Genomic DNA, 12,290 nt, shown 5'->3' with positions numbered 1-12,290 from the left:
CTGGTGTTGTGGCACACTAGCACCATAGCTAACTTTTAGTAAGTACGTACAAAAAGGTAAGTATGAAAACAACGATACCAACGCTCAGCGAACAAATGCGCGATGGCAATCTTTTCGCGGAGCAGTGCCCTTCACGCGAGGTACTCAAACACGTGACCAGCCGCTGGGGTGTTCTGATTCTGCTGGCCCTGCGCCAGGGAACGCATCGCTTTAGCGATCTGCGCCGTAAAATGGGCGGGGTGAGCGAAAAAATGCTGTCCCAGTCACTCCAGGCGCTGGAGCTGGACGGGTTTGTCGATCGCGTGTCGTATCCGGTGGTGCCGCCGCACGTAGAGTATAGCCTGACGCCGCTGGGCGTTGAGGTGAGCGAGAAGGTCGCTGCGCTGGCGGACTGGATTGAGGTGAACACGCCGAAGGTGATGGCGAACAGGGACGATCGTGCAGCGTAAAAGCCGGGTATGTGCGGCCTGATGCCCTCACCCTGACCCTCTCCCACAGGGAGAGGGAACAAACACTAAAAACGGCAACGTGCGTTGCCGTTTTGCTTTTACCTGCTCAAATCCACCTGATAAATCGCGAACCCGATATCATCCGTTGCGACCTGCTTCATCGGATACTGCGCCTTGTCCTTAATGAACGCGGCAGCTTTATCGGACGGTGACGTTTCGAAGCGAATATCCAGTTTCGTATCGCTGTGGATCGGCGCGAGACGCCAGTTGTTATCCACTGCCGGATGGATTTCGCCCGCCTTTTTCGACTCCGCGCTGATCCACGCCGCCAGCACCGAGCGGTTCTCGTCCGGCGAGGCAAAGGCGATGTGGCTATCTCCCGTACCGGCAAACTTACCGCCGTAGGCGCGGTAGTTATTGGTCACCACCAGGAAGGTGGCATTCGGGTCAATCGCCTTGCCGTTGAAGGTCAGGTTTTTGATGCGCTCCGCCTGCGGGTTAATCGCCTGACACTCGCCGTCATATTTCGCCGGCTGGGTGACGTCAATCTGGTAGTTCACGCCGTCGATCACGTCGAAGTTATAGGTACGGAAGCCGTCCCAGTTAATCAGCGACTGCGGCTTACCGCTGTGCGGGTCAATCTGGTTAAACTGTCCGGCAGAGCACTCCAGCCACTCTTTTACCTCCTGGCCCGTCGCTTTTACCACCACCAGCGTGTTCGGGTAGAGGTAGAGATCGGCGGCGTTACGGAAGGTCAGCTGACCCTTTTCGACTTCAACATAGCTTGCCGGGTCATTCTTACGCCCACCCACCTTGAATGGCGCAGCGGCTGACAGGACCGGCAGTTTTGCCAGATCCGGATCGCCCTGCACAAAGTGTTCGGCATAGGCTTTCTGCGCCATGTTGACGACCTGAACGGTCGGGTCGTCCTGAACCAGCGCCAGGAAGCTGTACATGTTGTCGGCGGATTTGCCGATCGGCTTGCTGACAAATTCGCGCGTGGCGTCGTGATCGTGCTTCAGCACGTCGACCAGCTTTTTATCTTCAGCCGCCAGAGATTTTTTAGCCGCAGCGTCGTAAATCGGGCGTGCCTCTGCTTTTGACTGCGTCACCTTCCAGCTGCCGCTGTCGTTATTCAGCACCAGATCCACCACGCCCAGGTGGTCGCCCCACATGCCCGGCATCACCGACGGCACGCCGTTGAGCGTCCCTTTCTCAATGTCCGCGCCTTTGATGCTGGCGAAATCTTTGCCCGGGAAGACCGCGTGGGCGTGGCCGAACAGGATCGCGTCGACGCCCGGGACTTCACTCAGGTAGTAAACGGAGTTTTCTGCCATGGCCTGGTACGGATCGGCGGAGAGACCCGAGTGGGCGACAACGACCACCAGATCGGCTCCTTTTTCGCGCATTTCCGGCACGTATTTGCGCGCGGTTTCGGTGATGTCGTTAACGGTCACTTTACCGTCGAGGTTGGCCTTATCCCACGTCATGATCTGCGGTGGAACAAAACCGATATAGCCGATTTTCAGCGTCTGTTTTTTGCCGTCCTTGTCGACGACGTTTGTCTCTTTAATCAGGTAAGGGGTAAAGAGCGGCTTTTGGGTCTTAACGTCGATGATATTGGCGTTAACGTACGGGAATTTCGCACCGGCCAGCGCGTCATGCAGGTATTTCAGACCGTAGTTGAATTCATGGTTGCCGAGGTTGCCGACGGTATAGTCCAGGGTGTTCATCGCCTTATATACCGGATGAACCTCGCCTTTTTTCAGGCCCCTGGTCGCCATGTAATCCCCGAGCGGACTGCCCTGAATGAGATCGCCATTGTCGACCAGCACGCTGTTTTTCACTTCGCCACGCGCCGCATCGATCAAACTTGCCGTGCGTACCAGTCCGAATTTTTCCGTTGGGGTATCTTTGTAGTAATCGAAGTCCATCATGTTGCTGTGCAGATCGGTCGTTTCCAGAATACGCAGATCTACCGTCGCCGCCTGTACGCTTGCTGCAATCAGCGTCGCCAGAAGCGTTGCACTAAACTTAATCATCAGAGGAGTCCTTTTTTCGATGCAGACCACAAAAGAGTATGTATCTATAGCGTGTTGCTTACAGAAATGTGAATCCTGACAGAAAAAAGTAACCTGAAACCGGAATTGCTTCACAGATAGCGGAATTGTTCACATTACGATATAACTAAAACAAAGAGTTAACCTCACTGCGTTAACAAAGAGGTGGAAAATGCTAGATAAAATTTGTCAGCTCGCACGGGATGCGGGAGATGCCATCATGCAGGTGTATGACGGTAGTAAACCTATGGAGGTGGTCAGCAAAGCCGACGACTCTCCGGTCACGGCGGCGGATATTGCGGCGCATAAGGTGATCCTGAAAGGGTTACAGGCCTTAACGCCGGACATCCCCGTTCTGTCAGAAGAAGCGCCGCAAAGCTGGGATGAACGCCAGCACTGGCAGCGCTACTGGCTGGTCGATCCGCTCGACGGGACAAAAGAGTTCATCAAGCGCAACGGTGAATTCACCGTCAATATCGCCCTGATTGAGAAGGGCAAAGCGGTGCTGGGCGTGGTCTACGCGCCGGTAATGAAGGTGATGTACAGCGCCGCCGAAGGGAAGGCGTGGAAGGAAGAGTGCGGCGTGCGCAAGCAGATCCAGGTGCGCGATGCGCGTCCACCGCTGGTGGTGATTAGCCGCTCGCACGGCGACAGCGAGCTGCAGGAGTACCTGCAGCAGCTGGGTGAACACCAGACCACGTCGATTGGCTCATCGCTGAAATTCTGCCTGGTGGCAGAAGGCCATGCGCAGCTATATCCTCGCTTTGGGCCAACCAACGTCTGGGATACCGCGGCAGGTCATGCCGTTGCCGCGGCCGCCGGGGCGCACGTTCATGACTGGCAGGGCAAGCCGCTGGACTATACCCCGCGCGAATCCTTCCTCAACCCCGGCTTCCGCGTCTCTATTTATTGAGCCAGCAGCTTATGCAGCAGGTCGACAACCTGCTGCACCTCTTCCTGGGTTAACGCGCCGTCTTTCGCCCACTGTACGCGGCCCTCTTTATCCAGCACGACAATCGCGGAGCTCTCTTCCTCAAGCTGCCAGGCCTTACGGGTTACGCCGTTGCTGTCGACGATAAACTGCGACCACGGATAGAGCTTTTTATTGCTCTCAAGGCTTGAGCGCACAAACATCCCGGAGCCTGGAATAGCGTCGTCGGTATTCACGATCGTGGTGGTCTGGTAGCGGTCGTGAGGGAATTTTGCGGCCTTGATCGCTTCCACCAGATTGGCATTTTTCTCTTTTGCGGATGTACGACCGGCAATATGTTGTACAACTCTCACTTTGCCCGCGAGCTGCGCGCTATTCCAGGGTTTGTAGCTAAACTTATCATTGTCGAGAATCAATTCTCCCCGGTCAGCAATGCCGACTGGCGGTACACGTTGTCCTTTTTCAATGCTGTGAGCGGAAGCCCACAGGGGCAGCAGCAGGCAGGCTGCTGCAAGGATATTACGTAGGGTCATGGCGTTTCCTTATTGTTTGCAGGTGATCCGACCACTTGGTCTTGCGCTTTTAATCATAAGTGCGATCAATGGGGTTTTCCCGCAATCCCGATGCCAGTTTGCGGGTGAACGCACATATCCATGAAAAAACGACGGCTTATACTGCTCTCAGTCACGCTTTGCAAAGATTATTCTGAATAATTGTAATCAAACGGTAAATAAACTTATGCATACTGGGTTACATCGTTGTTCTGGTCTATAGTCATTGGGCATTAAAATTTGCGCTCAGGACAGTCGGGCCGATTGTGGCACCGCAAGAGCGTATGATTCGCAGGAGATACAAGAATGAAAATTTTCCAACGCTACAACCCGCTTCAGGTGGCGAAGTACGTGAAGATCCTGTTCCGTGGACGGTTGTATATCAAGGATGTTGGCGCTTTTGAGTTTGATAAGGGCAAGATCCTTGTCCCAAAAGTGAAGGACAAACAGCACCTGTCTGTGATGTCCGAAGTCAACCGTCAGGTTATGCGTCTGCAAACTGAGATGGCTTAACCAACGTGCTATGCAGTAGTAGTAGATAAAAAGACGGCTCCCAATGGGAGCCGTTGATGTATGTGGGGCAGGGAGTTTACGCCGAAACCTTCTCTTCCGCGTCCGGCAGTCTCGGCACCAGTACGGTCGGTTTGTTGTCGATGCGCGTCACCAGCAGCTGGTCGATGCGGTAGTTATCAATATCCACCACCTCAAACTTGTAGCCGGAGAACTTCACCGAGTCGGTACGTTTCGGGATTTTACGCAGCATAAACATCATAAAGCCGCCGATGGTCTCGTAGTTGCCGGACTGCGGGAACTCGTCGATATCCAGCACGCGCATCACGTCTTCAATCGGTGTGCCGCCATCAATCAGCCATGAATTTTCGTCACGCTGAACAATCTGCTCTTCCAGCCCCTGGCCAACCAGGTCGCCCATCAGCGTGGTCATCACGTCGTTCAGGGTGATAATACCCACCACCAGCGCGTATTCGTTCATGATAACCGCGAAGTCTTCCCCGGCGGTTTTGAAACTTTCCAGCGCTTCTGAGAGCGTCAGGGTGTCCGGCACAATCAGGGTATTGCGGATCTGCACGCCGCTGTTGAGCGCCAGGCTCTGGTTTGCCAGCACGCGGTTCAGCAGGTCTTTGGAGTCGACGTAACCGATGATGTGGTCGATATCCTCATTACAGACCAGGAACTTGGAGTGCGGATGCTGCGCCACTTTGTTCTTCAGGCTCTGCTCATCTTCATGTAAATCGAACCAGATAATGTTCTCACGGCCGGTCATGGAAGACGGCACGGTACGGGATTCCAGTTCGAATACGTTCTCAATCAGCTCGTGTTCCTGCTTGCGCAGCACCCCGGCCAGCGCGCCGGCTTCCACGACCGCATAAATGTCGTCAGAGGTGATGTCGTCTTTACGCACCATCGGCAGCTTAAAGATGCGGAAAATGACGTTCGCCAGGCCGTTGAAGAACCACACCAGCGGACGAAACACGTACAGACAGAAGCGCATCGGGTTGATGATACGCAAAGCCACAGCTTCTGGCGCAATCATACCGATGCGTTTCGGGGTCAGGTCTGCAAAGAGAATGAACAGGCCGGTTACCAGCGAGAAGGAGAGGATAAAGCTCAGCTGTTCGGCCAGCTCAACGGACATGTACTTAACAAAGAGGCTATAAAACGCCGGGGAAAACGCCGCATCGCCCACGATACCGCCAAGAATGGCGACCGCGTTAAGGCCAATCTGCACCACGGTGAAGAACATGCCGGGGTTTTCCTGCATTTTCAGGATGCGGGTAGCATTGATGTTGCCTTCATCGGCAAGCAGCTTCAGTTTGATTTTACGGGACGCGGCCAGCGAGATCTCAGATATCGAGAAAAATGCACTGACGGCAATCAGACAAAGTATTACTAAAATACTGTTTAACATAGTTTATCCGGCTTATCGCCAGATCCTCAGAAGGGGAGTTGATACCATTTGTGTGAAAACACATTGAACGTCAGCTCGTAGCGTTGAGCCGATTATTTCAGCGGGTAGTATAGCGTAAAGAGATGTAAATCTGCCAGAGGTCACATTTTGGCATAAAAAAGACCGGACAGCGTGGCGCTGTCCGGTACAGGGCGCTATTTCGCGGCGGATAAGCGGGCGTTCCCCTCCGCGCGTCGTGAGGCGCTTCCTCCCCACACCTGGTCATACTCATAACCCGTTAACTGCTTAATCACCACGCGGGTCCTGGCGTCGCAGTCGCGGTAATCACCGCCCAGCTTGCGGCGTGCAATTTCCTTCAGAAGCAGCTTGTGCGTCTCGCGGGTGAGCTTGAACCTGTAGGTGGTGAAGAAGCTGACCGCCAGCAGCGCTGCCGTCGCGAAGATCATCAGGCCGATAATCGCCCCCAGCGCGCTTTCAGGCTGTGCGCCGCTGCCCTTCACAAAGCCGGACTCCTGCAGCACCAGGCCAATGATCATGATGGCAATCGCCACGGTGCTCTTACGGGTCAGGACCATCACGCCGGCAAAAATGCCTTCGCGGCGCTGCTGCGTCACCATCTCATCGATATCCGGAATGAAGCTGTAAATGTTCCACGGAATATAATAGAGGCCCGCGCGGGCGGCGCCTAACAGGATAAAGACCGCCGAGAACAGCAGCGTCGGCACCTGCGTTTTGGTCAGGTAGACCGTAAACAGGAACGCCAGCACCAGGAGGATACAGCCGTACGCGAGCCGCAGGGCGGCAGACGGCGTCATATTCAGACGGTTCAATAGCAGCATAAATCCATAGGTACCCGGTACTGAGGCAAAGGCGGCAATACTCAGCCAGCCGGAAACCGCCGAGGCATCCTGGCTCAGGCAATACACGACGTAATAGGTAAAGACCGAGCCGAATACGTCCATCGCCGTGAACGAAAAGATGTAAATAATGATATGCAGGCGAAACGCGCGAATGCGGAAGGAGGAAAAGAGATCCAGCACCAGATATTTCAGGTGATTGAGTATCCCGCTGCTGCGCTGGTTGTCCACCTTAAAATCGGACTCTTGATGCACATCCTTTGCTTCCCAGGTGGTGTACCAGGTAATAAATACCGCGATGCAGAACACGCAGGAAAATATCAGCCCGGTAAGGGTATAGGTAAACGGATTATCTTTCCCCGTGAACTGCATAATCACGCCGGGAACGGAAACCGCAAGAAAACCGCCCAGCTGAGAGCAGATCATACGCACGCCGGAGAGGCGGCTACGCTCTTCATAGCGGTTTGTCATCTCCGCCGCCAGCGTCTCCCAGGGCACCAGCACCATTGCCGACAGCAGCTCAATAGAGAGATAGGTCCCCAGGTAATACCAGTAGCCCATGTCCGTCAGCCACAGCAGGGCATACAAAAACATGAGCGGCGAACTGAGTAATAAAAAGAAGCGGCGACGGCCAAATTTACACCCGAGCCAGGTATCGCCGAAATTATCGGTGATATAGCCCATAATCGGGCTTAATAACGCATCAATCACGCGGGCAATGGCGAATATAGAGCCTGCTTCAATAACCGAGAGCCCGCAATAGGTGGTGTAAAAAAAGAGCAGCCAGGTGCCGATAATGGCGAAAGCCCCTCCGCCAAACAGATCGGTTACGCCGTAGCCAAGCGCCACGCCGTAACCTACTCTACGTTCAGTAGGTTTGACCATAATAATATCCAGTGTAGGGTAATGATTAACCTGTTTTTCAGGTCGTATTTTTATTCAAATCTGGACGACACATTACGTTCTACTTATTGAGTTCTATCCATTGTCTTAACTGAGATGAGCGATAAATAGCCTCCACTAGGGTGAGTGATTTTCCGGCTTCGCGGATATCGGTGTAATTCCCGTTTCCGGGATGAGAAATGGCATGATAAAAACGGCGGATCGCCTGCTCATGCCCCAGCCCCCAGTAGCTTTTGACCGAGCCGTCAGGGGAGTTATCGCTGGCTAGCCTGAGGCGCTTGCCGGGAGTGATGCGCCAGAGCACGTTGTCACTGAGCAGCAGCGAGCCCCGTTCGCAGTGGATTTCGAGCCAGAGGGGGGAGTCCGCGGTATTGCAGTTGCTGGCATAAAACAGGCCGCGCGCGCCGTTGGCAAAATGCAGCGTCGCCATCGCGCTGTCTTCTCCCTCGGTCACGTCCGCCAACTGGCCGCGATCCACCACGCCTTTCACCCGCGTCGCGCCGCCGGCGAACCACTGCATCAGGTCGAGGGTATGGATGGCCTGGTTGATCAGCAGGCTGCCGCCTTCCGTTGCCAGCCGCCCGCGCCACGGGCTTTCGGTGTAGTACGCGCCCGAGCGTGACCACGTCAGCACCGCTTTGATGCTGAGCATTTTCCCCAGCTCGCCGTCGTCCAACGCCTGGAGAATACCCAGGCTGGTGGGGTTAAGCCGGTTCTGGTAGCACACGCCCAGCAGCCCCGGCGCCTGCTCTGCGGCGCGGGTGATTTCCTCGAGCTCGCTGCCGTTCATCCCCACCGGTTTTTCGCAGAAAACATGCTTCCCGGCGGCGAGCGCCGCCAGGATCATGGTTTTATGCTCGAAATGCGGGGTGCAGATATGGACCACGTCGATGGCCTCATCCAGCAGCATTTCCCGGTAATCCTGATAAAAGCGACACTCATAGCCCATCGCCAGCTTCAGCCCTTTGACGGTATCGATGTCTACCATCGCGCGCAGCGCAACGTTGGGCATCTGGCGCAACGCGTTCACGTGGCAGCCGTGAATTGCTCCGGCACCGATAACCGCCGTGTTCAGGATCGTCATTATCGCCTCCCGTTATTCCGTCGCGTTCGCCAGCATCTGAGCCTTCACGCAGAGCTCCGCCGCTTTGAAGGCGTGCGCCTGCGTCATGGCGTTTTCGGTACGGTGCAGACAGTCGAGGATCAGTTCGCCAAAGAACGGGAACCCGACCTGCCCGGCGACCGGATAACGGAATTCCCCCTCCTTATTGACGAGATAAACCACGTCCTGTTCGCCGCGGGTGAGATCGACATATTTGCGGATTTCGATATAGCCCTCGGTGCCGAGCAGCGTCAGGCGGCCGTCGCCCCAGGTTGAGAGCCCGTCCGGGGTGAACCAGTCGCAGCGGAAATAGCCGCTGGCGCCGTTTTCGCCTCTGAGCGTCGCGTCGCCGAAATCTTCAAATGCCGGATGCTGCGGATGGTTGAAATTGCGTGCCTGGCTGGCGACCACGCATGCCTCGCTGTTGCCCGTGTAAAACAGAAATTGCTCGATCTGGTGGCTGCCGATATCGCACAGAATGCCGCCGAAGTAGCGACGATCGTAGAACCAGTCCGGGCGGCCCGTGCCTTCCCGGTGCGGGCCGGTTCCCAGGGTTTGCACCACGCGACCGATCGCCCCCTGCTGCACCAGCTGTCCGGCAAACACCGCGCTCTCGACGTGCAGGCGTTCGCTGTAGTACACCGCGTATTTCCGCCCGGTTTTTTCCACCATCGCTTTGGCATCGGCCAGCTGTTCAAGGGTGGTGAGCGGCGCTTTATCGGTGAAGTAGTCCTTGCCTGCGGCCATGGCTTTTAGCCCCAGCGCGCAGCGCTCGGAGGGGATGGCCGCACCCGCAACCAGCCGCACCTCGTCGTCGTTGAGGATCGCCTCCAGCGACTCCGCCACTTTTGCCTGCGGGTACTGCTGGATAAATTTATCCACTTTGGCCGGATCGGGGTCGTACACCCATTTCAGGGTGGCCCCGGCTTCTATCAGGCCGTTACTCATCCCGTAGATATGGCCGTGGTCGAGCGCGGCGGCGGCGAAGATGAATTCACCCTCGCGGACAACCGGCTGCGGTTTGCCCACCGGGGCGTAGTTCATTCCGTCATTCTTGTTCATGGTGTCACTCCTTAATCCAGATCTTTGCCAAGGGGAATCGCACCCACTTCGCTGAAGTTGGCGACGCTTGCGGATTTTTCATAAAAACGGGGGGCGAGGGCGTTGGTCCCGCCGGTGCGGTAAAACGGGTCATCGCGCTGAATCGGCAGCGAGACCACGCTGCGGGTAATGGCGGATTTATAGATCGCGGTAATCAGCTCAAGCGAGCGTTTGCCCTGCAGGCCATCCACTAACGGTGCCGTGCCGTGCTCGATGGCATAAAGCAGGTCATCGATCTGCCCGGTGTGCAGCGTCCACTCGAGCTTCGGCGTCTCCTGAAAAACGGCGTTAAGCTGCGCTTCTCGCTGCTGGTCGTGGGTTTCCTGCGGGAAGCCGTTATCGGCGCTGACGCTGGCAAAGGCCTGCCACGGCGCGGAGATGCGCGCCTTATCGCCCTGAATAATAATTTTCTGATCTTCGCCGTGGTGCACGACCGAGGCGGTAAGCTGCGTGAGCGCGCCGCTGGGGTATTTGAAGATCGCGGCGCTGAGGTCTTCAACTTCGGCGTTATCGTGCGCCACGTTGGTCATCATCGCCACTACCTCGGACGGGAAGCCGAGCATCCACTGAATGGCGTCGATGTGGTGAACCGCGTGGTTTAGGGTGCAGCCGCCTCCCTCTTTTTCCCAGGTGCCGCGCCACCACAGGTCGTAGTAGCAGTGTCCGCGCCACCAGAACGAATCCACCTGCGCGTGGCAGACTTTTCCCGCGAGGCCGGAGTCGAGCGCGGCTTTCAGACGCCAGAAGGCATCGGTAAAGCGGTTCTGCGCAATGATGGCGAGCGTTTTGCCGCTGGCCTTTTGTGCGGCGATCATCGCGTCGCACTCCTCCAGCGAGGCGGCCATCGGTTTTTCGCACAGTACGTGACACCCCGCGTTTAGGGCATCAATGCCGATCTCTGCGTGGACGTAGGGCGGCGTGCAGACGTCGACGATGTCGATATCCGGCTCTGAGGCCAGCATCTGCTGGTGGCTGTCATACACGCGGGCTTCCGTCAGGCCGTAGCGCGTTTTTTTCTCGTGGGCTTTTTCCGGGTAGATATCCACCAGCGCGACGATCCGGCAGCGCTGGCCAAACTGCAAATAGCCCTGAATATGGTTATGCGAGATATTCCCTGTTCCCACAATAGCGACATTTAGCATCGATTCTTCTCCGGAGTTACCAGGTGCCGGAGGCATCCAGCGTGACGCTGGCTGTCTCTTTAGCCACTGAGGTGCTGATGCGCTGTTGAAGCAGGCGCAGATACTGTTTCTCGTTGAGCGGCAGCTCGACCCAGTCGTCCGTCCAGGTGGAGAGGTGCATGGCGTTGGAGAGCGTCAACCCGCGGATCCCTTCCAGACCCGGCGCAATGAGCGGCTCGCCGCGCAGGATGGCGGCACAGAAGTTGGCGGTAATGACGTGGTGTTCGCTGCACTCCGGGGCGACGGGAAGCGTGACTTCCCAGCATTCGGGTTCACCAAAACCGTTTTGCCAGCGGGCGTTGAAGGCGGTTTCTGATTCACGCAGCCGCCAGTAGCGCAGCTTGCCCTCTTCGACGACCACCTTGCCGCGATCGCCGACGATTTCCAGCCGGTTGGTGCCCGGCGTTTCCGCCACGGTGGTGATAAACACGCCCGTCGCACCGCTGGCGTACTCGGCGTAGGCGGTGACCTCGTCTTCCACTTCGATTTGACGATGCTTGCCGAACTGGCAGAACGCGCGCAGGCGGACCGGCATGCCGACCAGCCACTGCCAGAGATCGAGCTGATGCGGGTCCTGGTTGAGCAGTACGCCGCCGCCTTCTCCTTTCCAGGTGGCGCGCCAGCCGCCGGAGTTGTAGTAGCTCTGCGAGCGATACCAGTTGGTGATGATCCAGTTGGAGCGGCGGATCTCACCCAGCTCGCCGCTGTCGATAAGATCTTTCACCTTCTGGTAGAGCGGATTCGGGCGCTGGTTGTACATGATGCCGAACACCACGTCGCACGCCTGGGCGCAGGCGTTCATCTCCTGCACCTGCGCCGTATACACGCCCGCTGGTTTTTCACACAGGGTATGGATGCCGCTGCGCATCGCCAGCATCGACAGGCGCGGATGCTCGTAGTGCGGCGTGGCGACAATCACCGCGTCGATAAGCCCGCTCTGGAGCATCTCCTGCGCGTCGCTGAATAAGGGGAGGGTGCCGACCAGCTGGCGGATAGCGGGGTGCTTTTCCGGTGCATTATCGCAAACCGCCGCCAGGCAGGCGTCGCTGACCGTACCCGCCAGTAAATAACGCGCATGGACCGTACCGATATTCCCTATTCCAATAATGCCAAAACGTACCTTTTCCATGTCACACCTTAATTTCAGTTGAAATGAGTGATGACCGGAAAATAGGAAAGGGGAGCCGCAGCGACAATGTGTTTTTGTGAGAATACTCGCAAGGTGATT

The 12,290-nt window shown here is 56.5% G+C and carries 11 protein-coding genes; 3 read left to right on the top strand and 8 right to left on the bottom strand.

What is annotated here, in order from left to right; genetic code table 11:
* The first annotated feature begins 62 nt into the window (after window positions 1-62).
* Window positions 63-449, top strand: coding sequence for a winged helix-turn-helix transcriptional regulator (locus KIF87_RS13685; RefSeq protein ID WP_023334278.1), 387 nt, complete (start codon window positions 63-65; stop codon window positions 447-449).
* Between the two features lie 98 nt (window positions 450-547).
* Here KIF87_RS13685 and KIF87_RS13680 read toward each other — a convergent pair whose 3' ends face one another.
* Window positions 548-2,491: a bifunctional 2',3'-cyclic-nucleotide 2'-phosphodiesterase/3'-nucleotidase gene (locus KIF87_RS13680; protein ID WP_213329023.1), complete on the bottom strand. Its 1,944-nt coding sequence runs from the start codon at window positions 2,489-2,491 to the stop codon at window positions 548-550.
* A 190-nt stretch (window positions 2,492-2,681) separates the two neighbouring features.
* On the opposite strand from KIF87_RS13680, the gene cysQ reads away from it, so the two are divergent.
* Window positions 2,682-3,422, top strand: a complete 741-nt coding sequence (gene cysQ / locus KIF87_RS13675; RefSeq protein WP_023334280.1) for a 3'(2'),5'-bisphosphate nucleotidase CysQ — start codon at window positions 2,682-2,684, stop codon at window positions 3,420-3,422.
* On the opposite strand, the gene KIF87_RS13670 is transcribed toward cysQ, so the two are convergent.
* Window positions 3,416-3,973, bottom strand: coding sequence for a YtfJ family protein (locus tag KIF87_RS13670; RefSeq protein ID WP_213329022.1), 558 nt, complete (start codon window positions 3,971-3,973; stop codon window positions 3,416-3,418). The genes cysQ and KIF87_RS13670 overlap by 7 nt on opposite strands.
* Before the next feature lie 324 nt (window positions 3,974-4,297).
* On the opposite strand from KIF87_RS13670, the gene KIF87_RS13665 reads away from it, so the two are divergent.
* The gene (locus KIF87_RS13665) at window positions 4,298-4,504 is read left to right on the top strand and encodes a DUF1107 domain-containing protein (protein WP_008501430.1); all 207 of its coding nucleotides are present in this window, start codon (window positions 4,298-4,300) and stop codon (window positions 4,502-4,504) included.
* Window positions 4,505-4,580: 76 nt separating this feature from the next.
* Here the strand turns inward: KIF87_RS13665 and paeA are convergent, their stop codons facing one another.
* The 6 genes from paeA to KIF87_RS13635 form a co-directional block, all read right to left on the bottom strand.
* Window positions 4,581-5,918 (bottom strand): polyamine export protein PaeA, encoded by a 1,338-nt coding sequence (gene paeA, locus KIF87_RS13660; protein WP_063144067.1) that lies wholly within the window; start codon window positions 5,916-5,918, stop codon window positions 4,581-4,583.
* Window positions 5,919-6,112: 194 nt separating this feature from the next.
* Window positions 6,113-7,660, bottom strand: coding sequence for an MFS transporter (locus tag KIF87_RS13655; RefSeq protein WP_213329021.1), 1,548 nt, complete (start codon window positions 7,658-7,660; stop codon window positions 6,113-6,115).
* A gap of 79 nt (window positions 7,661-7,739) precedes the next feature.
* Window positions 7,740-8,762 (bottom strand): Gfo/Idh/MocA family protein, encoded by a 1,023-nt coding sequence (locus KIF87_RS13650; protein WP_213329020.1) that lies wholly within the window; start codon window positions 8,760-8,762, stop codon window positions 7,740-7,742.
* 12 nt (window positions 8,763-8,774) lie between these two features.
* A complete protein-coding gene (locus KIF87_RS13645; RefSeq protein ID WP_213329019.1) occupies window positions 8,775-9,842 on the bottom strand; it encodes a Gfo/Idh/MocA family protein in 1,068 nt (355 codons plus the stop codon).
* 11 nt (window positions 9,843-9,853) lie between these two features.
* Window positions 9,854-11,023: a Gfo/Idh/MocA family protein gene (locus tag KIF87_RS13640; RefSeq protein WP_213329018.1), complete on the bottom strand. Its 1,170-nt coding sequence runs from the start codon at window positions 11,021-11,023 to the stop codon at window positions 9,854-9,856.
* A gap of 16 nt (window positions 11,024-11,039) precedes the next feature.
* Window positions 11,040-12,191, bottom strand: coding sequence for a Gfo/Idh/MocA family protein (locus KIF87_RS13635; protein WP_213329017.1), 1,152 nt, complete (start codon window positions 12,189-12,191; stop codon window positions 11,040-11,042).
* Between the last annotated feature and the right edge of the window lie 99 nt (window positions 12,192-12,290).

It is taken from the genome of Enterobacter sp. 120016, assembly GCF_018383635.1.
In the GTDB taxonomy this organism is placed as follows: Bacteria; Pseudomonadota; Gammaproteobacteria; order Enterobacterales; family Enterobacteriaceae; genus Enterobacter; species Enterobacter asburiae_D.
This window is presented reverse-complemented; position numbering and strand designations above follow the sequence as displayed.